The 24,554-nt window shown below is 41.0% G+C and carries 29 protein-coding genes; 19 read left to right on the top strand and 10 right to left on the bottom strand.

What is annotated here, in order from left to right; genetic code table 11:
• Positions 1–6: 6 nt before the first annotated feature.
• On the bottom strand, positions 7–792 hold the full coding sequence (locus tag OFO01_RS00605) for a histidinol-phosphatase (protein ID WP_270858243.1): 786 nt from the start codon (positions 790–792) through the stop codon (positions 7–9).
• Positions 793–864: 72 nt separating this feature from the next.
• Here OFO01_RS00605 and OFO01_RS00610 point away from each other — a divergent pair, with 72 nt between their 5' ends.
• The 15 genes from OFO01_RS00610 to OFO01_RS00680 all read left to right on the top strand — a co-directional run bounded on the left by OFO01_RS00610 (position 865) and on the right by OFO01_RS00680 (position 14,707).
• The gene (locus OFO01_RS00610; RefSeq protein ID WP_270858244.1) at positions 865–2,127 is read left to right on the top strand and encodes a peptidase U32 family protein; all 1,263 of its coding nucleotides are present in this window, start codon (positions 865–867) and stop codon (positions 2,125–2,127) included.
• Positions 2,124–2,618, top strand: coding sequence for a 5-(carboxyamino)imidazole ribonucleotide mutase (gene purE, locus OFO01_RS00615; RefSeq protein WP_270858245.1), 495 nt, complete (start codon positions 2,124–2,126; stop codon positions 2,616–2,618). Before OFO01_RS00610 ends, purE begins: the two co-directional genes overlap by 4 nt.
• A gap of 9 nt (positions 2,619–2,627) precedes the next feature.
• Positions 2,628–3,500: a glycine--tRNA ligase subunit alpha gene (gene glyQ, locus OFO01_RS00620; protein WP_270858246.1), complete on the top strand. Its 873-nt coding sequence runs from the start codon at positions 2,628–2,630 to the stop codon at positions 3,498–3,500.
• Complete coding sequence (locus OFO01_RS00625; RefSeq protein ID WP_270858247.1) at positions 3,497–4,219, top strand: Nif3-like dinuclear metal center hexameric protein; 723 nt, start codon at positions 3,497–3,499, stop codon at positions 4,217–4,219. Before glyQ ends, OFO01_RS00625 begins: the two co-directional genes overlap by 4 nt.
• A 10-nt stretch (positions 4,220–4,229) precedes the next feature.
• Positions 4,230–4,937, top strand: a complete 708-nt coding sequence (locus tag OFO01_RS00630) for a zinc ribbon domain-containing protein (protein ID WP_270858248.1) — start codon at positions 4,230–4,232, stop codon at positions 4,935–4,937.
• Positions 4,934–6,097, top strand: coding sequence for a lipid IV(A) 3-deoxy-D-manno-octulosonic acid transferase (gene waaA, locus OFO01_RS00635; protein WP_270858249.1), 1,164 nt, complete (start codon positions 4,934–4,936; stop codon positions 6,095–6,097). Before OFO01_RS00630 ends, waaA begins: the two co-directional genes overlap by 4 nt.
• The gene (locus OFO01_RS00640) at positions 6,078–6,833 is read left to right on the top strand and encodes an RluA family pseudouridine synthase (RefSeq protein WP_270858250.1); all 756 of its coding nucleotides are present in this window, start codon (positions 6,078–6,080) and stop codon (positions 6,831–6,833) included. The genes waaA and OFO01_RS00640 overlap by 20 nt, the downstream gene beginning before the upstream one ends.
• Positions 6,834–6,894: 61 nt before the next feature.
• On the top strand, positions 6,895–8,226 hold the full coding sequence (gene ffh / locus OFO01_RS00645) for a signal recognition particle protein (RefSeq protein WP_270858251.1): 1,332 nt from the start codon (positions 6,895–6,897) through the stop codon (positions 8,224–8,226).
• Positions 8,227–8,306: 80 nt separating this feature from the next.
• Positions 8,307–8,537, top strand: coding sequence for a 30S ribosomal protein S16 (gene rpsP, locus OFO01_RS00650; protein ID WP_270858252.1), 231 nt, complete (start codon positions 8,307–8,309; stop codon positions 8,535–8,537).
• Between the two features lie 2 nt (positions 8,538–8,539).
• Positions 8,540–8,782, top strand: coding sequence for a KH domain-containing protein (locus OFO01_RS00655; protein WP_270858253.1), 243 nt, complete (start codon positions 8,540–8,542; stop codon positions 8,780–8,782).
• Complete coding sequence (gene rimM, locus OFO01_RS00660; protein WP_270858254.1) at positions 8,775–9,305, top strand: ribosome maturation factor RimM; 531 nt, start codon at positions 8,775–8,777, stop codon at positions 9,303–9,305. The genes OFO01_RS00655 and rimM overlap by 8 nt, the downstream gene beginning before the upstream one ends.
• Positions 9,302–9,991, top strand: a complete 690-nt coding sequence (gene trmD / locus OFO01_RS00665; RefSeq protein ID WP_270858255.1) for a tRNA (guanosine(37)-N1)-methyltransferase TrmD — start codon at positions 9,302–9,304, stop codon at positions 9,989–9,991. Before rimM ends, trmD begins: the two co-directional genes overlap by 4 nt.
• A 10-nt stretch (positions 9,992–10,001) precedes the next feature.
• Positions 10,002–10,358 (top strand): 50S ribosomal protein L19, encoded by a 357-nt coding sequence (gene rplS / locus OFO01_RS00670; RefSeq protein WP_270858256.1) that lies wholly within the window; start codon positions 10,002–10,004, stop codon positions 10,356–10,358.
• Positions 10,359–10,544: 186 nt separating this feature from the next.
• Positions 10,545–13,484 (top strand): acyl-CoA dehydratase activase, encoded by a 2,940-nt coding sequence (locus OFO01_RS00675; RefSeq protein WP_270858257.1) that lies wholly within the window; start codon positions 10,545–10,547, stop codon positions 13,482–13,484.
• A gap of 2 nt (positions 13,485–13,486) precedes the next feature.
• Positions 13,487–14,707: a 2-hydroxyacyl-CoA dehydratase gene (locus OFO01_RS00680; RefSeq protein WP_270858258.1), complete on the top strand. Its 1,221-nt coding sequence runs from the start codon at positions 13,487–13,489 to the stop codon at positions 14,705–14,707.
• 79 nt (positions 14,708–14,786) lie between these two features.
• On the opposite strand, the gene OFO01_RS00685 is transcribed toward OFO01_RS00680, so the two are convergent.
• The 4 genes from OFO01_RS00685 to prfB form a co-directional block, all read right to left on the bottom strand.
• Entirely contained in the window at positions 14,787–15,332 is a 546-nt protein-coding gene (locus tag OFO01_RS00685; protein ID WP_270858259.1) for a hypothetical protein, read from the bottom strand.
• Between the two features lie 132 nt (positions 15,333–15,464).
• Positions 15,465–15,902: a hypothetical protein gene (locus OFO01_RS00690; protein WP_270858260.1), complete on the bottom strand. Its 438-nt coding sequence runs from the start codon at positions 15,900–15,902 to the stop codon at positions 15,465–15,467.
• Positions 15,903–15,911: 9 nt separating this feature from the next.
• Positions 15,912–16,232, bottom strand: coding sequence for a type II secretion system protein (locus OFO01_RS00695; protein ID WP_270858261.1), 321 nt, complete (start codon positions 16,230–16,232; stop codon positions 15,912–15,914).
• Between the two features lie 21 nt (positions 16,233–16,253).
• A complete protein-coding gene (gene prfB / locus OFO01_RS00700) occupies positions 16,254–17,354 on the bottom strand; it encodes a peptide chain release factor 2 (RefSeq protein WP_270858262.1) in 1,101 nt (366 codons plus the stop codon).
• Between the two features lie 125 nt (positions 17,355–17,479).
• Between prfB and panC the strand changes: the two genes are divergently transcribed.
• Positions 17,480–18,301, top strand: coding sequence for a pantoate--beta-alanine ligase (panC, locus tag OFO01_RS00705; protein ID WP_270858263.1), 822 nt, complete (start codon positions 17,480–17,482; stop codon positions 18,299–18,301).
• A gap of 2 nt (positions 18,302–18,303) precedes the next feature.
• Positions 18,304–19,611 (top strand): 30S ribosomal protein S12 methylthiotransferase RimO, encoded by a 1,308-nt coding sequence (gene rimO / locus OFO01_RS00710; RefSeq protein ID WP_270858264.1) that lies wholly within the window; start codon positions 18,304–18,306, stop codon positions 19,609–19,611.
• Positions 19,612–19,744: 133 nt separating this feature from the next.
• On the opposite strand, the gene OFO01_RS00715 is transcribed toward rimO, so the two are convergent.
• On the bottom strand, positions 19,745–19,951 hold the full coding sequence (locus OFO01_RS00715) for a transcriptional regulator (RefSeq protein WP_270858265.1): 207 nt from the start codon (positions 19,949–19,951) through the stop codon (positions 19,745–19,747).
• A gap of 167 nt (positions 19,952–20,118) precedes the next feature.
• Here OFO01_RS00715 and OFO01_RS00720 point away from each other — a divergent pair, with 167 nt between their 5' ends.
• Both OFO01_RS00720 and tilS read left to right on the top strand, forming a co-directional pair.
• Positions 20,119–20,391 (top strand): hypothetical protein, encoded by a 273-nt coding sequence (locus OFO01_RS00720; protein WP_270858266.1) that lies wholly within the window; start codon positions 20,119–20,121, stop codon positions 20,389–20,391.
• A 141-nt stretch (positions 20,392–20,532) separates the two neighbouring features.
• Complete coding sequence (tilS, locus tag OFO01_RS00725; RefSeq protein WP_270858267.1) at positions 20,533–21,570, top strand: tRNA lysidine(34) synthetase TilS; 1,038 nt, start codon at positions 20,533–20,535, stop codon at positions 21,568–21,570.
• Here tilS and OFO01_RS00730 read toward each other — a convergent pair.
• The 4 genes from OFO01_RS00730 to OFO01_RS00745 are packed head-to-tail and all read right to left on the bottom strand — an operon-like array spanning position 21,517 to position 24,498.
• Positions 21,517–22,275, bottom strand: coding sequence for a hypothetical protein (locus OFO01_RS00730; protein ID WP_270858268.1), 759 nt, complete (start codon positions 22,273–22,275; stop codon positions 21,517–21,519). The two genes, tilS and OFO01_RS00730, sit on opposite strands and share 54 nt — an antisense overlap.
• Positions 22,276–22,323: 48 nt before the next feature.
• Complete coding sequence (locus OFO01_RS00735) at positions 22,324–22,983, bottom strand: lysophospholipid acyltransferase family protein (RefSeq protein WP_270858269.1); 660 nt, start codon at positions 22,981–22,983, stop codon at positions 22,324–22,326.
• Positions 22,964–24,259, bottom strand: coding sequence for a tRNA (N6-isopentenyl adenosine(37)-C2)-methylthiotransferase MiaB (gene miaB, locus OFO01_RS00740; RefSeq protein ID WP_270858270.1), 1,296 nt, complete (start codon positions 24,257–24,259; stop codon positions 22,964–22,966). The genes OFO01_RS00735 and miaB overlap by 20 nt, the downstream gene beginning before the upstream one ends.
• Positions 24,256–24,498, bottom strand: a complete 243-nt coding sequence (locus OFO01_RS00745) for an HP0268 family nuclease (protein WP_270858271.1) — start codon at positions 24,496–24,498, stop codon at positions 24,256–24,258. The genes miaB and OFO01_RS00745 overlap by 4 nt, the downstream gene beginning before the upstream one ends.
• Positions 24,499–24,554 lie beyond the last annotated feature (56 nt).

Raw genomic sequence — 24,554 nt, forward strand, 5'->3', positions numbered from 1 at the left:
TTAAATTTAAAATTTCACTAGCTCTTTATCTCTCCCGCGATACAGGGCCACTCTATCCCAGCCAAACGCCCTAGCCTTGCGCGTCAGCTCATCGTATCCAAAGCCCACTTGTGCCACAGCGTGCGCATCGCACCCAAAGCTAATATCCACGCCCGCACTCGCAAACTCAGCCAAAAGCGCGTCGCTTGGGTAAATCTCGCCTACCATTTTGCGAAGTCCAGCGGCGTTTAATTCTAGAGTGATACCGCTTTTTTTCACAGCCTTCACAGCTTCGCGCGCTAGTATCCTAATATCCTTTTTAGGGGTAAATTTAAAAATTTTAATCAAATCAAAATGCCCCAAAATGTCAAATTTACCGCTACCACACAGAGCGCAAATCAGCGCAAAATACTCAGCATAAATATCATCTATATCGCGCTCGCTCCACTGCGCGATAAATTCCTCATTATCAAAGCCCCAATTATCCAAAAAATGCACCGAACCGATTAAGTAATCGCATTTGCGCGTCAAAACTCGCTCATCTATAAGCGCGCGATTTCGCATAAAATCCACTTCATAACCGGTTAAAATTTCGATTTTATCCCCAAATTTCGACCTTGCTTCATTTATAATACGCTCATATTCGCTCATCTGCGAAAAGCTCATACGATACTTTTCATCGAAATTCATCGGCGCATGATCAGCAAATCCATAGATATCAAACCCCAGCTCGCACGCTCTTTGCACATACTCGCAAACGCTTCCGCTAGCGTGGTTGCAAAGGGTTGTGTGGTTGTGTAAATCGACCTTCATTTTGCTTCCTTAAAATATTTTTTTGCTAAATTGTAGTAAAATCACGCTTTAAAAAATTTTATAGGATTATTTTTGAAAAAACCAGAACTTCTAAGTCCAGCAGGAAATTTAACTAAACTAAAAATCGCCCTATCCTACGGCGCAGACGCTGTATATGCGAGCACGGGGGCGTTTTCGCTTCGCCAAAGAAGCGCAAAGGAATTTGATAAAACTAGCTTTGAAGAGGGCGTAGAATTTACCCACAAAATGGGCAAAAAAATCTACGCCACGGTAAATGGATTTCCCACAAATGTCCAAATCGACACTCTCTCGCGCCACCTTGAATACTTGCAAGATTTGCGCGTAGATGGGATTTTGGTCGCGACACTTGGCGTAGCGCGTTTGGCAAAAAAATTCGCCCCAGATATTCCGCTACATATCTCGACCCAAGCAAATGTCCTAAACTGGCTTGACGCGCAGGTTTGGAGCGAGCTAGGGGCTACGCGCATAGTAGCGGCGCGCGAAATGACGCTAAAAGACGCCGTGCTAATCAAAGAGCATTTGCCAAATTTAGAAATCGAAATTTTCGTGCATGGCTCGATGTGCTTTGCTTACAGCGGGCGTTGCCTAATCAGCGCGGTTCAAAGCGGGCGATTTAGCAACAGAGGCAGTTGCGCGAACGATTGCCGTTTCAAATACGAAATTTACGCTAAAAATAGCGAAGGTAACGCCCTATTTCGCCTGCAAGAGTGCGAAAATGACGGCACTTACATAATGAACGCCAAAGATCTCAAACTAGCTAGCCACGCCGAAAAAATCCTCCAAACAGGCGCGATTGATAGCTTCAAAATCGAGGGTCGCACCAAAAGCGAATATTATGTCGCATGCGCCACGAACGCTTACAGACGCGCGATCGATGACGCAGCCAGCGGTAAATTTGAGCCTGAGATTTACGAAAGCGAACTAGCGACGCTGAAAAATCGCGGTTTTAGCGACGGATACCTTATCAAACGCCCTTACGAGCGCGATGATACGCAAAATTTAAACACAAGTATCGAGGAAGGCACGCACCAAGTCTGCGCTATTTCAAATGACGGCGAGTTTATCAGCGTCAAAGATAAAATCGCGCTAGGCGAAATTTATGAAATTTTCGCGCCGCATGGGGCGCAAATTAAGCCTTGTCAAAACGAATTTGGCGAAATTTTTGAAAACGGGGGCAAAAAATTTATCAAATTTAGCCGTTTGATTGCCAGAAATAATAAAGAATTTAGCGAAATTCACAGCGGGAATTTAAACGAAATCAAACTTCCTGCAAATTTGCCAAAATTTAGCTTTTTAAGAAAGGAAATAAAGTGAAATTTGTATCGATAATAATGGGTTCAAAAAGCGATTATGAAATCGTAAATGAGTGCGCGAAAATCCTAAAAGAATTTGGCGTGGCTTATGAAATGATAATCAGCTCCGCTCACCGCTCACCAAAACGCACCGCCGAGTATGTCGCAAACGCTGAGAAAAAGGGCGCACAGGTCTTTATCTGCGCTGCTGGCATGGCAGCTCATTTAGCAGGAGCTGTGGCAGCAAACACAACCAAACCTGTGCTTGGAATTCCTCTTGGTGGAAGCGCGCTAGGAGGCATGGACGCGCTATATGCCACAGTGCAAATGCCTGGCGGTATCCCAGTAGCGACCCTAGCTATCGGCAAGGCAGGGGCGAAAAACGCAGCGTTTTTAGCCGTGCAAATCCTAGCCCTAAGCAATGAGAGCTTGGCTGCAAAACTGCTTGCAAACAGGGCGCAACAAGCAGAAGCATTACAAAAAGATTCACAAAGTATCGAAATAATTTTATAAAGGAAAGCTATGACATTTTCACAAATCATCTTAACACTTCAAAACTACTGGCACGAGCAAGGCTGCTTACTTGTCCAGCCTTATGACATGCCAAGTGGAGCTGGCACATACCACCAAGCTACATTTTTGCGCGCTATCGGAAACAAGCCGTGGAATGTAGCCTATGTAGCACCGAGCCGCCGCCCAACTGACGGGCGTTATGGCGAAAATCCAAACCGCCTTGGCGCATATTATCAATTTCAAGTGATTTTAAAACCAAGCCCAGATAATATCCAAGAGCTGTATTTAAAAAGCTTGGAGCGTTTGGGGCTAAATCTTAAAGAACACGATATTCGCTTCATCGAGGATAACTGGGAGAGCCCAACACTGGGCGCTTGGGGGCTAGGCTGGGAAGTTTGGCTAGATGGTATGGAAGTTACGCAATTCACATATTTCCAACAAGTAGGCGGAATCCCTTGCGAGTTAATCAGCGGCGAGATCACTTATGGGCTCGAAAGACTTGCCATGTATCTACAAAACAAGGACAATGTCTATGATATAGCGTGGGACGAAAATGTAACTTATGGCGATGTGCATAAAAGAAGCGAATTTGAGTTTTCTAAATACAATTTCGAAGTCGCAGACGCAAATAGGCTGTTTGCGCAGTTTGAAAACGCCTCAGCCGAGTGCAAATCTATCCTAGCGCAGGGATTAGCGCTACCAGCGTATGATTATTGCATGCTAGCAGCACATACCTTCAATGTCCTTGACGCCAGAGGTGCAATCAGCGTAACCCAAAGACAAGACTATATCCTAAAAATCCGTGATATGGCGAAAAACTGCGCGCTTTGCTATGCAGATCCAGAGAAATACTTGCAAAATTTGGCTAAGGAAAATTCGTGAAACTTGGCGAAATTTATGAAATTCTAAATACTCTCGCGCCTTTCGAAGACGCCGAGAGCTGGGATAATAGCGGAATTTTACTAGGCGAAGCAGGAAGCGAGATAGGCGAAGTTTATCTAAGCTTAGATGTTACAAGCGAATTAGTAGAAAAAGCCTGGCCAGGCTCGCTTCTCATCGTTCATCACCCGCTGATTTTTAAGGGATTAAAATCGCTAAATCCGCTAATTTATCCCTCAAATTTGATTTATCAACTAATCCAAAAAAACATCAGCGTCATTGCCATGCACACGAATTTCGACAAACATCTGCTAAATAAATATGTCGCGCGTGAAATTTTGGGCTATGAAATTTATGAAAGCAGAGAATTTTTGGAATTCATGCGCGTGGATATGAGCTTTTACGAGCTTGTAAGCGACATAAAAGCCAAATTTAACATGCCTATAATCAGGGCCGTAAATGCCAAAGCGCATATCAAAACTATCGCGCTTTGCACAGGAAGCGGAAGCGAGCTAAATGAAAATTTGGGCGTGGATTGCTTCATCACAGGTGATATCAAATATCATAGTGCGATACAAAATTTAGAAAATAAGGTCTGTTTGATAGATATCAATCACTTTGAAAGTGAGCGCTATTTTGGGGCTTGCCTTGCTCCACACTTGCCAAAAGATAAAATAAAAGTTATAATAAACGAACAAAAAAATCCATTTAAATATTACTAAAAGGAAAATCATGAACAAATACCTAAATCAATTAGTCGAGCTGTGCGAACACGACAAAGAACTAGACAGCTTCAAGCCAAAAATCGAAGCAGCCCAAGCAAGACTAAATTCGAAAGTTAATCAAATCGACAAAGCCAAAAACGAAATCGATGTGCTAAATGGTGAAATCGAGGAGTTAAGTGAGCAAATTTCACTCACAAACGCTCAAATTGCAGAGCTAAACGCTAAATCAAAAAGTAGCGCGAAAAAATCAGCCTCGCTAAAAACAGAAAAAGAGATCAAAGCCCTTAGCGTCGAGGTTGATATCACAAAAGAGCAGTTAAGCGCTGCAAACGAGCAAATTGATAGATTAGAAAAACATGTCGAAACCAAAAAAGCCCTAATCGCTGATTTAGAGACGCAAAAAAGCGCATTTGAGACAGAGCTTGAAGAGATCAAAGCAGAGGTTAGCACCCAAATGGGAGAGGTTGAAGAGAGCAGATCAAAAATTTATTCAGTTCGCGAAAAACTAATCAAATCAATGGATCCAAAAACCGTATCCTTCTACGAAAAAATCCGCAAATGGGCTAGTAACACAGCCGTCGTTCCAGTGCGCAAACAAGCCTGCTATGGCTGTTTCATGAGATTAAATGACAGAGTTTATAGCGCAGTTATCAAAAGCGATGATATCGTAACCTGCCCGTATTGTGGCAGAATTTTATACAAAGAAGCAGAGTGATTTATACACTTTTTTCTTTTCTTATCTGGCTACTTGCACTGCCGTTTTTGGCGGTGCTAGCCCTCAAAAAAAAATATCACAAAAGCCTGCCTGCTAGGTTTTTACTATTTAAAAATCCGAAATTCAACCCCTGCGATGTGCATTTTCACGCTTGCAGTCTTGGCGAGGTAAATGCACTTAAAAACTTAATCGCAAATTTTGAAAATATCGCCCTTACCACGACCACAGACACGGGCTTTGCAGCAGCGAAGCAAATCACGCAAAACTCGCGCTTTTTGCCGTTTGAAAATCTACTTCCATTTTGGCTAGAAAAGGCCAAGGTTACCGTGATTTTCGAGGCGGAGCTGTGGCTAAATTTAGTGCGAAGCGCGAAAAAAAACGGCTCTTTTGTCGTGCTTTTAAACGCCCGAATTTCAGATAAAAGCTACAAAAACTATCTGCGCTTTAAATTTTACTACAATAAAATTTTTGAAAATATTGATTTAATTTTAGCCCAAAGCGAGCGCGATAAAGCCCGTCTTAGCGAGCTTGGCGCAAAAAACATAATCGTAGCTGGAAATATCAAAAGCGCAAATTCTAGCTCTCCAAGCAAAATTTTGCCAAAATTTCAAAACCGCACCACTATCACGATTGCTAGCACGCACGAGGGCGAGGAAGAGCTGATTTTAGCGGGGTTAAAAAATTTCGCGCAAAATAACAAAAATTTCAAATTTATCCTTGCTCCACGCCACCCTGCCCGTTTCGAATACTGCGCCAAAATCGCGAAAATTTGGGCAGATGAGCTAAATTTGAGTTTTGAAAAATTTAGCGAAAACAAAAATTTCAAAAGCGATTTTATTTTGCTTGATACAATCGGCGAGCTGATAAATTTCTACGCCATTAGCGATATTGTAATCCTTGGTGGCAGTTTCGTGCCAAATATCGGCGGACACAATCCAATCGAGCCTGCAAGCTTTGGCGCTAAAATCATCAGCGGCAGGTATTTTCACAACCAAAACGCGCTGTATAATCTAGTAAAAAATATCAAAATTTGCGAAGCTAGCGAGCTTGGTAACGCGCTAAAAAACCCGCCCCAAAAGAGCGAAATTTTGCAAATTTGCGATTTAGGGCGCATTATAAAAATCATAAAGGACGAAATCAATGCAAGAAAAAGCCTATAAACTTCTAGCAATCCAAGAAAAAATTTCAAACAACGAAGCCAAGGCGCTAATAGACGCTGGGCTTGTGAGCGCGCACGGCAAAAAACTTAGCGTCGCGCGCGAAATGATGAGCGAAAAAACCATTTTTAGCGTCGCAAAAATGGAAAAACCAAAGCTGATTTATGAGGACGAAAACATCATCGCCGTGGATAAACCTGCGTTTTTGGAGTGCGAAAATTTAGAAAAAATTTATCACGCAACTCTCTTAAATCGCCTTGATAAGGGGACAAGTGGCGTGATAATGCTAGCGAAGAACGAAGAATTTCGCCAAAAAGCGATAAACGAATTCAAAGCCATGCGCGTGAAAAAAACATATCTCGCGCTCGTAAATGGCATAGTCAGCGAAGAGATCAAAATCACCGACCCAATCCTCACAATCAAAGGCAAATCCGGCGCGATTTCGAAAATTTCGCCAAACGGCAAAGAGGCGATTACAAATGTTTTTCCGCTCATGGTAAGCGGTAAAAAATCCTTTGTCAAAATCACAATCGAAACTGGTCGCACGCACCAAATCAGGGTGCATTTAGCCAGCCTCGCTCACGGCATAATCGGCGATGAAAAATACGCCAAAAGCAAATCAAAGCGTATGTTTTTGCACTCATACCAAACCGAAATTTTAGGGCTTAAATTTTGCGCCCCATTAAAGGGCGAATTTAACGAATTTGGCTTTGATATACCAAAAAATATGCAATATTAACAGCTATTTAAGTTAAATTTTGGTAATATCGTAGGTTTAATAATTTTATAAGGGAACGATAGTGTTTGAGATAATCAGTGAATCATTTAAAAATGCGGTTAATAAGCTAAAAACAATCGATGATGAAAAAGCGCTCAAAAATGCGCTTGACACCCTTAAAAAGGCACTTTTGAAGGCAGATGTTCATCACAAAGTAACCAAAGATTTCATAGCATTAGTAGAAGCCGATGTCAAAATCAACGGAATCGGTCAAAAGCAATTTTTAGATTCAATCAAAAACAACCTAACCATGATTTTAACAGCGCCAAAAGGCAGCAATCAGGGCTTTGTTTTTGCTGATACGAACCCTACAATCGTGCTTATGGCAGGTCTTCAAGGTAGTGGTAAATCAACCACCACTGTAAAACTCGCAAATTTCTTAAAACTTAGAAAAAAGAAGGTGCTAATCGCAGCTTGCGACTTGCAACGCCTAGCAGCCGTTGAGCAACTAAAACAACTTTGCGAAGCAAACGAGATTGATTTATTTGCGATAGATAATGAAACAAATCCTATCAAAGTCGCAAAAGAGGCCCTTGCAAAGGCAAAAGCTGGATTATATGATGTGCTTTTAGTCGATACTGCTGGTCGTTTGGCAATCGACGAAGCACTAATGGAGCAAATTTCAAATATCAAAAAAGAAATTAACCCGCATGAAATTTTCTATGTCGCTGATGCGATGAGCGGTCAAGACGGCGTGAAAACAGCGGCTAAATTTAACGAAGTGCTTGAAATCAGCGGTGTGATTTTGAGCAAATTTGACGCCGATACAAAAGGCGGAATCGCCCTTGGAATCGCACATCAGCTAGGAATTCCACTTAGATTTATCGGAACAGGTGAAAAGGTCGCTGATTTAGAGGGTTTCATACCAGATCGTATCACTAGCCGTATCATGGGAGAGGGCGATTTAGCGACATTGGTCGAGAAAACAGCGGCTGTTTTCGATGAAAAAGAGGCAAAAAAATTAAACAAAAAAATCAAAAAAGGCGAATTTAATTTCAACGACTTTATTTCGCAACTCGAAAGCGTCAAAAAGCTAGGAAATATGAAAAATTTAATCGGTATGATTCCTGGACTTTCTGGCATGGCAAACAAAATCCAAGATATTGACTTGGAAAATTCAAAAGAGATTAGACATATTAAAGCAATGATTGATTCTATGACGCCAAAAGAGCGCGAAAATCCAGATTTATTGAACAACTCTCGCAAACGCAGACTTGCCCAAGGGGCAGGTTTGTCGCAAGTCGAGGTCAATAGATTTTTGAAACAATTCACAAACGCGGCAAAACTTGCTAAAAAATTCTCGTCAAAAGGCGGTATGCAAGGGCTAGCCTCGATTGTGCAAAAACCGAGATAATTCTCGGTTTTAGAGCTTATCAATGCCCAAATTTTGGGTATTTACAAGTTCTAAAACTTTAAAAATTTCAAGGAGAAAAAATGGCAACAGTTGTTAGACTAACAAGATTAGGTAGAAAGAAAAAACCTTTTTATCGTATAGTTGTAACAGATAGCAGAAAAAGACGCGACGGCGGTTTTATCGAGACTATCGGTTATTATAACCCTCTAAAAGACGAAAACAATGTCAAAGTAGATAGCGAAAGACTAGCTTACTGGAAAAGCGTAGGCGCTAAACTAAGCGATAGAGTTGCTCAAATCACAAGCAAATAATCATGGTTGAAAACTTTATAAAAGAATACGCAAAGCTAATCGTAGATCACCCAGACTCGATTTCTACCGAGCTAAAATCTGGCGATAATTTCACAGAGATTATCATCTACGCTGATAAGGCCGATACTGGCAAACTTATCGGCAAAGACGGCAAAATGATTAACGCCATAAAAACGGTCATCATGGGCTATAAGGCCAAGGATCCGAGTAACTACAAAATCACGGTTAAAGCCAAAGATGCCTGAAAACCTGCTCGAAGTCGCTAAACTCGGCAAAACAGTCGGCCTAAAAGGCGCATTGCGACTTCACGATAAAAGCGATTTCCCAAAACAATTTAAAAAAGGTGCCAAATTTTACTTACAAGATGGCACCGTTTTGGAAATTTCTGCATTTTTACAATCAAATTCCACTGTGAAATTCGTGGGTTTTGAGAGCATTGAACTAGCCCAAAATTTAGTAAATAAAACCCTTTATCAAACTATCGAAAACACTAGAAAAAATTGTCCGCTAAAAAAAGGCGAATTTTTCTATTTTGATATTTTGGGGCTTAGCGTTTGCGAAGATGGCGAAATTTTGGGCGAAGTAAGCGACATAATGGAGAGTGGCAGCGCGTATCTTTTCGAGGTAAAAACAGCGAGCGAGCTTGTAAATTTAGGGCTTGCTAGCACATTTTTTGTGCCATATCTAGATAATTTTGTAGTTCAAATTTCACTTGATGAGCGCAAAATTTTAACCAAAAACGCCAAGGCGATTTTAGAAAATTCATGAAATTTACCTTCGTAAGCCTTTTTCCAAATTTAATCCAGCCATATTTTGGCGACTCGATTTTAAAACGAGCCGTTGATAAGGGCATTATCGAGCTAAATTTTTTAAATCCCAGAGAATTTACCACCAACAAATACAAAAAGGTCGATGATTATATGATAGGCGGAGGCGCAGGCCTTTTAATCGGCGCCGAACCCCTAGCTAGGACGCTTGATGAGTTTAAAAAAACTTCCCCAAACGCAAAAATCATCTACCTAACCCCAGTTGGTAAAAAATTTACCCAAAACGACGCAAAACGCCTAGCTGGGCAGAGTGAAATTTGCTTTATTTGTGGCAGATACGAAGGAATCGACGAGCGCATAATCGAAGAGTATGTCAGCGAAGTTTTTTGCATAGGGGACTTTGTCTTAACTGGTGGCGAGCTTGGCGCGCTATGTATGAGCGATGCTATAAGTCGAAATTTAGCCGGTGTTTTGGGAAATACTGCCTCGCTTGATGAAGAGAGCTTCGAAGATGGGCTTTTAGAGGCACCCTCTTTCACAAAACCTGATATTTTTAAAAATTTATCTATAATTTCAGAGTTTTTAAAGGGTAATCACGCTAAAATGCACAGTTTAAAAAATCAAATGGCGCTAATGAAAACTAGGTACTTTCGGGTGGATATGTACCGAAAAATCGCCAAAAAATAAAGGACATTTTATGAAAAACAAGTATATTCAAGCATTTGAAGATGCTCAAATTGCAAACAAAGTTGTGCCTGATTTTCGTGCTGGCGATACACTAAAAGTCGCTATCAGAATCAAAGAAGGCGACAAAAGCCGTGTTCAAAATTTCGAGGGCGTATGTATCGCTAGACGCGGCGAAGGCGTAAGCGAGACATTTATCATCCGCAAAATCGGTGCTAACAGCGTTGGCGTAGAGAGAATTTTCCCAATTTACAGCGAAAGTATCGAAAATATCGAAGTATTACGCCGTGGTCGTGTCCGCAGATCAAAACTATTTTATCTACGCAACAGACAAGGCAAAGCTGCTAAAATTAAAGAGCTTAGAAAATAATTTTAGCCCAAAATTCAGCGCAAATTTGCGCAAAATAGGATTTTATCTCGCTAATGAGATAAAATCTATCATTATTTTATTTTCGTTTAAAAACAATGTATAAAATCACGAAATTTAAATTTTACATAGCTTATTTTTTTAATAAATTTTGTAAAATTTCAATAAAATTTTCAAGAGTGATGAATTATGATATATCTAGGCATTGATGTTGGTTCCACGACCGTAAAAACAGTAATTTTAAATGAAAATAATGAAATTTTAGAAAAAACCTACCAAAGACATTTAGCCAAACCAAAAGAGCTAGTTTTACAACGAATTTTAGAAATCCAAAAAAGATATCCAAACGAAAATTTCAGCCTTTCCATAGCAGGTTCAGCTGGTATAGGTATCGCCAAAAACTGCGAAATTCCCTTTGTCCAAGAGGTTTATGCCACTTCGCTAGGAGTTAGGCAGATGTTTCCTAAAACCGATATCGTCATCGAACTAGGTGGCGAGGACGCGAAAATTATTTTTCTCACAGGCGGGGTCGAGGAGCGTATGAACGGCTCGTGCGCGGGCGGAACTGGCGCGTTTATCGATCAAATGACAAATTTGCTAAATTTAGACATTTCCGAGCTTGACAGACTGAGTTTCAACGCGAGCAAAATTTACCCTATCGCCTCTCGGTGCGGGGTTTTTGCCAAAAGCGATATTCAGCCTCTTTTAAATCAAGGCGTGCGCAAAGAAGACATAAGCGCGAGCATTTACGCAGCCGTAGTCGAGCAGACAATCGCCGGACTTGCCCAAGGGCGCGAGGTTAAGGGCAATATTTTGTTTCTAGGCGGACCGCTATTTTTCTTAAAAGGTTTGCAAAAACGCTTCAAAGAGGCGCTAAATTTAAACGACGAAAACGCCACCTTCCCTGATATCGGGCCGTTTTTCGTGGCGTATGGCTCAGCGATTTATGCCAAAAAAACAGGCACTGCGCTAAATTTGGACAAAATCATAGAACTTTTGCAAAAAAGCCCAAACAAAGAGCTTTTAGAATCAGAGGAGCCTCTGTTTGGCTCGCAGGCCGAATTTGACGAATTTATCGCCCGCCATGAAAAAGCGAGCGTCCCCAAAGCCGACATCGCCTCATACTCTGGGAACGCGTATTTGGGCGTGGATTGCGGCAGCACGACGATTAAGGTCGTTTTAATCGGCGAAAATTACGAGCTTTTATACAAATTTTACTCATCAAACAAGGGCGATCCGATAAATATCTTACAAGAAAAACTAGCCGAAATTTACGCCCTTTGTAATTCACGCATAAAAATCAAAAGCTCAGGCGTTACAGGATATGGCGAGGAGCTAATCAAAACCGCATTTGGCTTTGATTACGGCATAGTTGAGACCATCGCGCATTACAGCGCAGCGCGCCACTTCAACCCCAAGGTAGATTTCATCATAGATATCGGCGGTCAAGATATAAAATGCTTTTCGATAAAAGACGGCAATATCGATTCTATCGTGCTAAATGAGGCGTGCAGTTCAGGGTGCGGGTCGTTTTTGCAAACATTTTCGAATTCGCTAGGCCATGAAATCAAAAATTTCGCCAAAATGGGGCTTTTTGCCTCGCACCCAGCCAAGCTTGGCAGCCGTTGCACGGTCTTTATGAACTCTTCTGTCAAACAGGCTCAAAAAGACGGCGCGAGCGTGGAAGATATCAGCGCAGGACTTGCAATCAGTGTGATTAAAAACGCGATTTACAAGGTAATTCGTGTGCGAAATTCTGACGATTTAGGGCAAAATATCGTGGTTCAGGGCGGGACATTTTTAAACAATGCCGTGCTAAGAGCCTTTGAAAAAGAGCTTGGCAAAAATGTCATCAGGCTCGATATTAGCGAGCTTATGGGCGCGTATGGGGCTGCGCTTTTTGCGCGCGATAACGCGCCGGAGAGCTCAAATTTAATCACGAGCGAAAAACTAGCAATATTTACGCACAAAAGCGAATTTGATATCTGCAAGCTTTGCACAAACAAATGCCCGCTTACAATCACGCATTTTGAAAATTCGAAATTTATCACTGGAAATAAATGCGAAAGAGGCGCAGGTAAGGCTATCAGAAACGATATTACGAATTTATTCGAGTTTAAAAACGAGCTTTTGAAAAAATACAAAAAACTCCCAAAAGACGGCGCGCCAAAGGTCGGAATTCCGCTTGTTTTGAATATGTATGAGATGATCCCGTTTTGGAGTGCGTTTTTTGAAAATTTAGGTATGAGCGTCGCTCTGTCTCGCAAACCGCGCAAAGAGACGCTGTTTTTGGCCAATCAAAGCATACCAAGCGACACAGTCTGCTACCCAGCCAAAAGCGTGCATGGCCATATCTACGACTTGCTAGCACAAAATGTCGATTTTATATTTTATCCGTGCATGAGCTATAACCTAGACGAAAATATCAGCGAAAACTGCTACAACTGCCCTGTGGTGGCGTATTATCCAGAACTAATCAAGGCAAATGTCAGCGCGCTGGACGAGCGGGCGTTTTTGTACCCGCACCTAGATCTAAATGCGCCTGAATTTTTTGCCAAAACTATGCGAAAAGAGCTTGCAAATTTAGGGTTTAAATTTAAGCTTGATGTCATCAAAAACGCCGTATTTCAGGGCAAAAAAGAGCTAGAAAACTACAAAAGCACTATTCTAATCAAAGGCGAAGAAACGCTAAATTTAATCCGCGAGCAAAATTTGAGCGCAATCGTGCTTGCTGGCAGACCATATCATATCGACAAAAGCGTAAATCACGGGATTGATCGCTACTTAAATTCTCTCGGATTTATCGTGCTAAGCGAGGATAGCCTGCCACTAATGCAGGTTCAAACCAAATCGCTAAATCAATGGACATACCACGCAAGGCTGTATAGCGCGGCTAGATTTATCTGCAAATACCCTAAAATGCAACTCGTGCAACTCGTAAGCTTTGGGTGCGGGATAGACGCGATTACAGGCGATGAAGTGCGCGATCTGCTACGCGCAAATGGCAAAATTTACACTCAGCTTAAAATCGACGAAGTTACAAATCTAGGGGCTGTTAAAATCCGCCTACGCTCGCTAAAAGCGACAATGTTAGAGCGCGAAAAAGCTCAATTTATACAAAAAGGCTAATGATGTTTGCGAAATTTACAAAAGATATGAAAAGCACTCACACGATTTTAATCCCTACGATGATCGATCCGCATTTTCGCTTTATGAAAAGCGTTTTGGCTGATGAGGGGTATAAAAGCGTGCTTTTACGGGACAACCGCGCAAACATCGTCGAGGAGGGCTTGCGAAATGTCCATAACGATATGTGCTACCCTGCCCTGCTCGTAATCGGGCAGTTTATCGACGCGCTAAAAAGTGGCGAATTTGACACGCACAAGGTCGCACTTCTGATAAGCCAAACAGGTGGCGGGTGCAGGGCGAGCAACTATATAAATTTGCTTCGCAAAGCCCTAAATGAGAGCGGTTTTGGCTATGTGCCGGTAATCTCGCTAAATTTTGGCTCGCTAGATGAAAATGGATTTGCGCTAAGCAAAATGACGCTAATCAAGCTGTTTGTGGCGATTTTTTACGGCGATTTGATGATGAATTTATACAATCAATGCAAACCATACGAAAAAATTCCCAATCAAACAAACGAAATTTACGAAAAAATGGTCGAATTTATCGCAAATTTGACAAATCAAAAGTCATTTTTCAAACTAAATAAAAATTTTAGCCATATCTTGCAAAATTTCGCCAAAATAGAGCGTTCTAGCGAGCCAAAAATCAGGGTTGGTATCGTGGGCGAAATCTATCTGAAATACTCCCCTATCGGCAACAACGGCCTAAACGCCTACCTCATCAAAGAAAACGCCGAACCCGTAAATACCGGGCTCATGGATTTCGTGCTGACTTGCATTTATGATGCTGTGTATGACAAAAAGCTCTATGGCAAGGGTGGTGCGGCGTATTGGGGTAGCCTTGGGGTTGCAAAAATTTTAGAATTTTGCCAAAAAAAATTAATTCGCGCTATGAAAAGGCACGGATTTCGTCCGCCAACGCCATTTAAAGAGGTGCGCGCAGCCGCCGAGGGATACATCAGCCACGGCGTGAAAATGGGCGAAGGGTGGCTACTCACAGCTGAAATGGTCGAGTTTATGAAACAAGGTGTGCAAAATGTCGTCTGCGCCCAGCCATTTGGCTGTCTGCCAAATCACATCATCGCGCGCGGTATGATACGCAAAATCAAGCAAAACTACCCAGACGCCAACATCGCCGCGATCGACTACGACCCGGGCGCAAGTGCGGTAAATCAGGAAAACCGCATAAAATTAATGCTTTCAAATGCAAATAGGGAATTTTAAAATTTAAAATTTCGTGAGAATTTGGCTAAATTTAACAGCCAAATTTGGCTAAATTTCAATGAATTTAGCCAAATTTCATCTATCTTGTTCTGCGTTTTATATCTCTGTGTGCGCTTCTGTGGCGTTCGCCGTTGTCATTATCAAACCCCCTAGCCTCGCGTTCGCGCCTTTTGATTTCTCTGCCACTCGAATTTACCCTGCTAAACTGCGCTTCCCTTCTAGCCCGACGCAAGGTCATTTCGCGTTCGCCGTTGTTAGCATGAATTTTGCGGATTTCGCGCTCGTGGCGGATTGATTTATCACTTAGGCGGTGATTGTGTGGGCGCGAAGAGATGGCTGGGCGAGTGTGCGGGCGAGTATTTATATGGCCGTGGCGATTGTCCTTGATCACGACTGGGCGTCTATCTACCACGACAGGACGCCTATCCACGATAACTGGGCGTCTATCATAGATCACAGGGCGACGACGATATCCTCTGTCATAGTAATAATCGCTCTCGTAATACCCCCTATAATACGGACTTCCGCTATCATACACCACGCTACCTGAGGCTCTCGTATGCGCACAGCCTGTGAAAAACAGACCAACAATCGCGCCAAGAATTGCGAATTTTAAAATTTTCATTTTGTATCTCCTTTATGAAATCGGAGCGAATTTTACATTTGCGTGATTAAATTTTTTGTTTATGAAATTTAAATTTGAAAGCTAGGGCGAAATTTGATAAATTTTAAAATTTCGCCCCAAATTTGGCTAAATTTAGCCGTTATAACCCAAGCGCCTCATATTTGCGCAAGCGTTTTTGTATCCGTGGTAGCAAGTTTTTGTATAAATGTCAATCGCATTGAAAGTATTTTGTTGCACACCTTGACCTTTTTCAAACATCTCAGCTAATTTCATGCAAGCTGGATAGTTTTGAGCATATGCACACAATACATTGTAAGCGAACGCAGAAGATGCATAATCACCCTTGGCATACATTTGTTCGGCAAAACTAAAACATAATTGTTCATTGCCATTTTTGCAAGCGTCGCTTTGGACGATATTACCCTCGATTTTTACCTGACGGATTCCATCTTGCACCTCGTTATAGCTGTATTTTCCAGCCTTTGGCGCGCTTACTGCGCTTTTTGGTGCATTGCTGACACAACCTGCTAAAAATAATCCTGCAATCATCACAGCGATTAAATTTTTCATAAGCTATCCTTATCTGCCTAAGATATAGTAAGTGTCTTTGTTCGGCACTTTTTCTAAGGCTATATTAAATTTATCCGACCAAGCCTTGATCATATCTACAACAGCCTCTTTGCGCTCTTTTGTAGCGGCCTCATTTTTGATTTTAAAATACGGATTTGTATTTGACATAGCGATGTAAGCATCATAAATTTTAAGCTTATCGTTTAGTGTAACGATGTGCTCCAACTCTGTGTCTGTGAAATCACATTTTGACAAAATACCGCGAAGTTGCGCTATCACCGCCTCGCTTGAAGTATAACCTAATGCTAGAAGAATTCCCTCTTCACTCATATTAATCCTTTCTAATGAAATTTATTGTTTGTTTGCTTGCGAAATTAAAACGCCCTCGATTAGCTTTTTTATATCGCCATCAAGTATCGCATCGGTCTGGCTAAACGCCTCGCCTGAGCGGTTGTCCTTGACCTGCTGATACGGGAAAAGCACATAAGAGCGGATCTGATGTCCCCAGCCAATATCGCTTTTTTCGATACTATCGCTTGCTTCTCGTTTTTTCATAAGTTCAAGCTCGTAAAGTCGCGATTTTAGCACCTTCATTGCCGTTTCTTTATTTTTGTGTTGGCTTCTATCGTTTTGACAATTCACCACAATCCCAGTGGCTAAGTGAGTTATGCGAACAGCGCTTTCTGTTTTGTTGATGTGCTGACCACCTGCCCCACTAGCGCGAAAAACATCGATTTTAATGTCCTTATCCTCGATATTTATCTCAATATCATCGTTTAGCTCAGGGCTTACCATGACGCTTGAAAAGCTCGTGTGCCTACGCCCTGCACTATCAAATGGGCTTGTTCGCACTAGGCGGTGGATTCCGTTTTCGGCCTTTAAATACCCATAGGCATTTTCGCCACGCACGATAAAGCTTACATCTTTAATCCCCGCTTCATCGCCCTCTTGGAAGTCCAAAACCTCTACCTTAAAGCCCTCTCTCTCGCAAAACCTACTATACATACGATACAGCATGCCCGCCCAGTCGCAGCTCTCTGTCCCACCAGCTCCTGGGTGGATAGTGATAATCGCGTTTTTATCATCGTCATCGCCACCGAGCATCATCGCTAACTCTAAATTTGAAATTTCCTCTTCCAGCTCGCTTGCGCCCTCGAAAAGGTCGTTTATCGTATCATCATCATTTTCACTAAGGGCTAATTCGTAAATTTCACGCGCATCATCAAGTGCAGAATTTGCCTTTTTAAATTTAGCTAGCACTGAGCTGATTTTGGTCTTTTCGCGTCCGATTTGAGTTGCTAGCTTCACATCGCTCCAAAATTTCTCGTCCGCTTCGATTTTTGAAATTTCCTCCAAGCGCGCGCTAATTTCATCTGGTTTGATAATCGAGCTAATATTATTGATTTTTATGTCAAGGTTTTTCAAAAGTTCGCTATATTCGTAATTATCCAAGTTTTGCCTTTAAATTTTTTGCGAGATTATAACAGCTTAAAGCTTTTAACCCTTTTAACCCAGAGTTAAATTTTAATTTTTTTGAGTTATAATCGCCCTTTAAATTTCAAAATTTGGAAGTAAATATGCAAATTATTCGAACAGTAGAAGAGTTACGAGCATTTCGTGCCAATGCCTGTGGTAATGTGGGATTTGTCCCTACAATGGGGGCTTTGCACGCTGGACACATAAGCCTAATCAAACAAGCCAGAAACGAAAACGACATCGTAATCGTATCGACCTTCGTAAATCCTACGCAGTTTTTACCGGGCGAGGATTACGAAAAATATCCAAAAAACGAAGAAGCAGATATTAAAATTTGCGAAAATTTAGACATAAACGCTATGTTTATCCCAGAAGTTAGCGAAATTTACACCGATAATGAACCAACAATCATAGCGGTGCGCCCGACATCTGAAATCTTAGAGGGCAAAACTCGCCCAGGACATTTCGACGGCGTGTGTATGGTGCTGAATAAATTTTTCAATATCGTTCGCCCAAACAATGTCTATATGGGCAAAAAGGACGCTCAACAGCTCTTTATCGTGCAAAATATGGTAAAAAGCTTTTTAATGGATATTAATATCGTGCCGTGCGAAATCGTCAGAGAGAGCGACGGGCTGGCTCTAAGCTCGCGCAATGCGTATTTGGACGAAGAGGAAAAAATGCTAGCGCTTAAAATTTCGCGCTCCCTCTTAAACGCTAGCAATCTAATCGCCAAAGGCGAGATTAGCACGAGCATTTTAAAGGATAAAATGCTTTCGATTTTAGAGCCATTAGAGGTCGATTATATAGCGTTTGTAAATAGAAATTTCGAAATTTTAGACCAAATCGAGCCTAAAAATACCATTATCCTTGTCGCCGCAAAGGTCGGCAAAACACGCCTAATCGATAATATTTGGTTGTAAAAATGCCAAAACTTTATTTAGTCTCACTTGGGTGCAATAAAAATCTCGTCGATAGCGAGATTATGCTTGGTAGGTTGCAAAACTACGAAATCGTCTCCGAGCCCGAAAATGCCGATGTCATGATAGTAAATACCTGTGGATTTATCGCTTCGGCGAAGCAAGAAAGTATCCGAACCATACTCGAACTCGCCGAATTTAAGAAAAAAAACGGCGTTTTAGTCGTAACTGGCTGTTTGATGGAGCGTTACAAAGACGAGCTTATGCGTGAGCTTCCCGAAGTCGATATTTTCAGCGGTGTCGGCGACTACGATAAAATAGATGAGATGATACTCAAAAAACAAAATCTATTTTCGCCTAATACTTACTTGCAAACCACGCAAAAAAGGGTAATTACTGGCTCAAATTTTCACGCTTACATTAAAATCGCCGAAGGGTGCAACCAAAAATGCAGTTTTTGTGCGATTCCAAGCTTCAAAGGGCGTTTGAAAAGCCGCAGTTTAGATGACATCGAAGCCGAAGTCAGGGATTTGGTCGCACAGGGATTTTATGATTTTAGCTTTATCGCGCAAGATACGAGCAGCTATGGGCGAGATAGGGGCGAAAAAGACGGGCTAATCGCACTTATAAATCGCATTGAAAAGATTAAGGGCGTGAAATTTGCGCGAATTCTTTATCTTTATCCGACTACAACTAGCGAAAATTTGATCAAAACTATCATAAATTCAAGCGTTTTTGTGAATTATTTCGATATGCCAATCCAGCATATAAATGACGAAATGCTAAAAATTATGAAACGCGGAAATGCTAAAAATGAGATTTTAAATTTGCTAAATTTAATGCGTTTGGCGCCAAATTCGTTTTTGCGAACCGGCGTGATAATCGGACACCCGGGCGAGAGCGAGAGCGAATTTAACGAGCTTTGCGAGTTTTTAAGCGAGTTTAAATTTGATAGAATTTCAGCCTTTGCCTACTCCAAAGAAGAAGACACAGCAAGTTGCAAAATGGAGCAAATTCCAACTCGCGTTATCACAAAACGGCTAAATAAAATCGAAAAAATCGTGGATAAAGCGATTTTGGCAAGTTTCGCTGGGCTTGTAGGCACCACGCAAAGCGTGGAAATCACAGGCATTAGCAGTGAAGGCGAGTTTTTTTACGGCGCAAAACTAGCTCTTTGGGACAAAGACATAGACGGCGAGATTTTAATCAACGAAAGCGAGATACAAAATTTGCAAATCGGACAGCTATATAAGTGCGAGATTAGCGAATTTGTGGGCGGAAAACTCATAGGGAAAATCACAAAACAAATTTAATGTCATTGCGAGAATTTTTGCGAAAGCAAAAATTCGTGGCAATCTAGTAAATTTAAACAATGTTTGATTTTAAACGGCTTCGCCGTTGCTGGATTGCTTCGAATTTGCTACGCAAATTCTCGCAATGACAAAACTATTTCAACCTAAATTCCCTATTTTCTTCGGCTATTTTTAAAAGTTCAGTGTAAATTTCTTCGTGGGCTTTCAGAAGTTCATCAAATTTAAATCCAAGCATAACAATGCGATAAAGTTCGGGCTTGTTTTTACGCCAATTATACAGCGTTTTTGTATCAATCCCCAAAATCCCACAAATATCCCGTTTTGTTAATTTTTTTGGCATTTTTTATCCTTGAATTTTGCAGAAATTATACGGATAAAAGTTTTTGTATCTAACAAAGGAAATAATACTTGTATTTTTAATTTTAAAAGGATATATTCCTTAAATTTATAAATTTTATAGCTATTAAGTTGTAAAATATGGGTAAAAATTTATTTGAAAGGATTTTTATGTATATCAGATGTAAAAAATGCGACCACAGAGTTGAAACTTCTGTTTCCTTTTTCGTTAAACTCATTGGTGGAGCTCTGCCTGTCGGTGGATTTTGGGCTTGGGTGGCATATTTCTTTGCAGGAACAGGTTTGGCATTACCTATTTGTATAGCAATGATAGGTGGCGGGGTTGCAATGTTGGTTTTTAAAGAAGAGATAGTTCGCTTTGTAGTCGAAAAAGGCTACAAATGTGAAAAATGCGGTCACAATGAATTCGATTTAGTGCAATAAATATAGTATATAGTTTATCAAAGATTTTATCAAAATTTGCGAGATTTATAGATAATAAATTCACGCAAATTTTGATAGTAAAAGCTTTTTAAAATCAGTTTTTGGCTATGATTACAAATATTTTAAAAACGGAAAATTTATTTGCAAAATTTAAAAATAAACACCGAGATTTTGGACTTTTTGCGTGGTAGGAAAAATTTACTTGCTTTTTCGCATGGGAGCGACAGCACGGCGCTTTTTTACACGCTTTTAAATTTGGGCGTTAAATTTGACTGTGCCTTTGTGAATTACAAAACCCGCGAAAATAGCGATTTAGAAGAAATTTCGGCAAAAGAGCTTTGCGATAAATTTGGCGTGAATTTGTTTGTCAAAACTGCTCCACTAAATTTAGAAAATTCAGGCGATTTCGAAAATACTGCGCGCAAAATTCGCTATGATTTTTTTGATGAAATTTGCACTAAATTCGGACACGACACGCTTATCACAGCGCACCAACTAAACGATAAATTTGAGTGGTTTTTAATGCAACTTGGACGAGGCGCAGGTTTAGCAAATCTGCTAGGCTTTGAAAAAATCGAAAATCGCACAAATTTCACACTCGTGCGACCTTTTTACAATATTAGCAAAACGCAAATTTTAGAGTTTTTAAGCGAAAATAAAATTAAATTTTTTAACGACATTTCAAACGAAAATACCAAATTTACAAGGAACGCCGTAAGGGCTGAATTTAGCGATAAATTCGTAGAAAAATACGCTTTAAATTTAGCCAAAAGTTTTGAGTTTTTATCGCTCGATAAAGCGAATTTGCTAGGCGAATTTATCTATCAAAAAGATAAATTTTTTGTGCTTGAAAATTCGCAAAAAAGCCTAAATTTAATCGATAAAGCGTGTAAAATTTTAGGTATCGTTTTAAGCCAAAACCAACGAAAAGAAATTTTAAAAACAGATTGCGTCCTTTCGGGTAAAATTTGCGTTTGCAAAAACGAAAAATTCTACTTCGTCGCCCCATTTGAGAAAGCTAAAATGGATAAAAAATTCAAAGAAAAGTGCCGAATTTTGCGAATTCCACCACTAATTCGCCCCTATATTTTCGCTAGAAGCGAAATTTTAGCAGAGTGCGAAGGGCTAATTTCTGGCCTCAACCATAGCAATTTTGTTGATAAAATCGGCGAAATTTAGGTTAATAAGATTTGTTTTGATATGGATTCGCGTAAAAATCACATAACCGATCTCATTGCTGAGCGTGCCGTCTGAGTAAATGAAAACATTTGTCAAAAACTCGCTGTTTTTTGACTGGTAAAAATTATCAATTTGGAAATTTAAAATCTCATAAAATAGCTCGTCGCTATCGCTCATCATGCCCTTCATTTCGTCATCTATGAGAATCATATCGGCATAGAGAGCGCGTTTTTTGTTCGCCACCAAAAACGCCACGCGGTCGTTAAATTTGAGCACAAACATCGCGACACTATCAATATCATGCTGATTTTTGTATAAAAAATAAAGCACCTTAAAAAGGCTTTCATAGGAGTTGAAGCTCGCGCCGAATTTCTCGTCGCTCCCCGTTGTCGCACTACGCGGGAATTCCACGGTAAAATCGCTATCGACACTTTGATAAAAGCACTCGTCCGCCCTTTTAGGCTCGCTAGAAAAAATCACCCTTTGAGCTGGATCGTCGATTAGTATATTTGCGTGCAAACTCTTGGCAATGCTTTGCCTAAATTCCGCCATTTGCGCCGCAAAATCAGTTGCACTATCGACGCTGAATTTGAGCGTCTTTTCATCTACGATTTTTTTACTAAATCCAAGTTTTCTAAAAACAAATTCGCACTCGCTATCATTTTGCGCCACGCTTAGAAAAGATTTAGCCTTGAAAAGTCCCATTTTTTCTCCTAAAAAATGCTAATTATACCAAAAATCGTTTATGCAAAACTAAAAATCGAAATTTTTATCTTTTTCGGCCTGAGCAAAAAGCAAATTCGCTATTTTCTCTTTCGCCTCTTCTAGCCCAAATCCAGCGATATCTAGCGGCTCGCTTAGGCTGTAATTTATGCGCGAAAAGGGCTTTGGCAAGACCATTTTATCCCAGCTTCTAAACTCCCAAAAACGGCTCGCTTCGTAGTTTAACGCGTAAATTTTAAGATTTTTTTTCTGCGCGATTGTGACAGCTCCGTCTGCGACGCTGTGTCTTGGGCCTCTGGGACCATCTGGGGTGATGATGACATCTACGCCGTTTTTGATTTCGCTAAATGCGTTCATTAGCGCCCTAACTGCGCCTTTGGAGCTAGACCCTCTAATCGCGCCGATACCAAAATGCGAAATCACTCTCGTGATAATCTCGCCGTCTTTGTGGTCCGAGATGATGACCTTTACCTTTCTTTTTTCGCCATAATACCGCTTCCAATAGCGAAGATAGGCAAAAGGCATCATTGCAAGTCTGCCGTGCCAAAACACCACCACGCAAGTTTCATCTGATAATTTTGTATCGCTAAATTTAACCCTACAAGTAAGATAAATCAAGCGTATCAAAAAAGTCCCAATATATTCTACACAAAAAAAGATAATGCGTTTTTTAAAGGGTAACTTTTCCATAAAGTGCCATTCTAGCGGCTTTTTCGATTTTTACATTTAGTGTGCGCCCAAGCAGTTCCTCGCTACCATTTACGCAAACCAAAAAATTCGAAAAACTTCTGCCAGCTACTTGATTGTTTTCGCGCAGTTCCTCGAAATACACCTCGTGCCCTCTACCTACCTGCGCGCTCATAATCTCATCTAAAATTTCATTATGCAGACCCTGCAAATAGCTAAGGCGCGCACTTGCGACTTTATCGTCGATTAGCGCTAAATTCTGCGCCGGCGTGTGCGGACGCGGGCTAAATTTAAAGCTAAAAACCTGCTCGAATTTCACCTGTTTTAGCACATCGATTGTATCGGCGAAATCCGCCTCGCTCTCCGTCGGATAAGCCACAATGATATCGGTGCTAATGCTGACTTCCGGGCATAAATCTCGCAGTTTTAGCGCGCGATCAAGGAACCACTCCTTGCTATATCCGCGCCTCATATCGCGCAAAACCTTAGTCGAACCGCTTTGTAGCGGCATGTGCATAGATTTGCAAATTTTAGAATTTGAGCTAAAAACTTCTAAAAATTTATCGTCCATGTGAAGCGGGTGCGGGCTCGTAAAGCGAATCCTCTCGATCCCATCAATCTCGCTTAGCCTTACTAAAAGGTCGCTAAAATCGATTTTTTCGTGCGCGTTGGAAAATCTTTTGCCATAGTTATTGACATTTTGACCGAGCAAAAATATCTCTTTTGCCCCGCGCATAGCACTTCTGCGCGCCTCATCAAGTATGATTTTAGCTGGTATCGAAAGCTCGTCGCCTCTGGTTTGTGGCACGATACAATACGAGCATTTTTTGTCGCAACCAATCATAATATTTATGTATGATTTGTAAGGACTGCCCCGAAATTCGCCAAAGGCAAACTCGCTCTCATCGTAGTTTATATCGGTGCTAATAAATTTTGGCGTTTGCACAGCTTGCGAGATTTTCGATACATTTCGTGCGCCTAGGACGAAATCCACGAACGGAGCGCGCCTAAAAATTTCAGCACCCAAGTGGCTAGCAGTGCAGCCGCAAACTCCGATTTTTGAGCCAGCCTTGCGGACTTTGTCAAATGCGCCAATCTCGCTAAAAAGCTTATGCACGGGCTTTTCACGCACAGAGCAGGTATTTATAAGGATCAAATCAGCAATGTTAATATCGTTTGTGAGTTCGTAATTTTGGTTTTTTAGTTCGGCGATGATGTGCTCGCTATCACGCACATTCATCGCACAACCGAGGGTTTGTATGTAGAGAAATTTTTTCAAACTATATGCACCTCATACATATATTCGTTTTCATTTAGGCCATAATACACGCTTCTTTGATAGACCGAAAATCCCTTTTTTTCAAAAAATTCTATCAGCGCGATGATATCTTTATGCGAATTTTCTCTATCTAAATAGAAAATTTTTTGACCACTTTTTGCGATTTGAGCTTCCAAATCTTCGACTTTTGCACTCTTTGGCTTCGCTTCTAGGCTAGTTCTAGCGAGTTTTACTTGCATTGCTTCATCCTTTCGTATTTCAAATTTTAAACTGATAAGTTTAGCAAAATTAATAT

Origin of the sequence: Campylobacter sp. JMF_01 NE2 (assembly GCF_027737365.1) — a bacterium.
Taxonomy (GTDB): Bacteria; Campylobacterota; Campylobacteria; order Campylobacterales; family Campylobacteraceae; genus Campylobacter_B.

Coding starts and splice junctions, on each gene's coding strand:
- OFO01_RS00605 (WP_270858243.1), bottom strand. CDS start 792: ATGAAGGTCGATTTACACAACCACACAACCCTTTGCAACCACGCTAGC.
- glyQ (WP_270858246.1), top strand. CDS start 2,628: ATGACATTTTCACAAATCATCTTAACACTTCAAAACTACTGGCACGAG.
- OFO01_RS00630 (WP_270858248.1), top strand. CDS start 4,230: ATGAACAAATACCTAAATCAATTAGTCGAGCTGTGCGAACACGACAAA.
- OFO01_RS00640 (WP_270858250.1), top strand. CDS start 6,078: ATGCAAGAAAAAGCCTATAAACTTCTAGCAATCCAAGAAAAAATTTCA.
- rpsP (WP_270858252.1), top strand. CDS start 8,307: ATGGCAACAGTTGTTAGACTAACAAGATTAGGTAGAAAGAAAAAACCT.
- OFO01_RS00655 (WP_270858253.1), top strand. CDS start 8,540: ATGGTTGAAAACTTTATAAAAGAATACGCAAAGCTAATCGTAGATCAC.
- rimM (WP_270858254.1), top strand. CDS start 8,775: ATGCCTGAAAACCTGCTCGAAGTCGCTAAACTCGGCAAAACAGTCGGC.
- trmD (WP_270858255.1), top strand. CDS start 9,302: ATGAAATTTACCTTCGTAAGCCTTTTTCCAAATTTAATCCAGCCATAT.
- rplS (WP_270858256.1), top strand. CDS start 10,002: ATGAAAAACAAGTATATTCAAGCATTTGAAGATGCTCAAATTGCAAAC.
- OFO01_RS00675 (WP_270858257.1), top strand. CDS start 10,545: ATGATATATCTAGGCATTGATGTTGGTTCCACGACCGTAAAAACAGTA.
- OFO01_RS00680 (WP_270858258.1), top strand. CDS start 13,487: ATGTTTGCGAAATTTACAAAAGATATGAAAAGCACTCACACGATTTTA.
- OFO01_RS00685 (WP_270858259.1), bottom strand. CDS start 15,332: ATGAAAATTTTAAAATTCGCAATTCTTGGCGCGATTGTTGGTCTGTTT.
- OFO01_RS00690 (WP_270858260.1), bottom strand. CDS start 15,902: ATGAAAAATTTAATCGCTGTGATGATTGCAGGATTATTTTTAGCAGGT.
- OFO01_RS00695 (WP_270858261.1), bottom strand. CDS start 16,232: ATGAGTGAAGAGGGAATTCTTCTAGCATTAGGTTATACTTCAAGCGAG.
- panC (WP_270858263.1), top strand. CDS start 17,480: ATGCAAATTATTCGAACAGTAGAAGAGTTACGAGCATTTCGTGCCAAT.
- rimO (WP_270858264.1), top strand. CDS start 18,304: ATGCCAAAACTTTATTTAGTCTCACTTGGGTGCAATAAAAATCTCGTC.
- OFO01_RS00715 (WP_270858265.1), bottom strand. CDS start 19,951: ATGCCAAAAAAATTAACAAAACGGGATATTTGTGGGATTTTGGGGATT.
- OFO01_RS00720 (WP_270858266.1), top strand. CDS start 20,119: ATGTATATCAGATGTAAAAAATGCGACCACAGAGTTGAAACTTCTGTT.
- OFO01_RS00730 (WP_270858268.1), bottom strand. CDS start 22,275: ATGGGACTTTTCAAGGCTAAATCTTTTCTAAGCGTGGCGCAAAATGAT.
- OFO01_RS00735 (WP_270858269.1), bottom strand. CDS start 22,983: ATGGAAAAGTTACCCTTTAAAAAACGCATTATCTTTTTTTGTGTAGAA.
- OFO01_RS00745 (WP_270858271.1), bottom strand. CDS start 24,498: ATGCAAGTAAAACTCGCTAGAACTAGCCTAGAAGCGAAGCCAAAGAGT.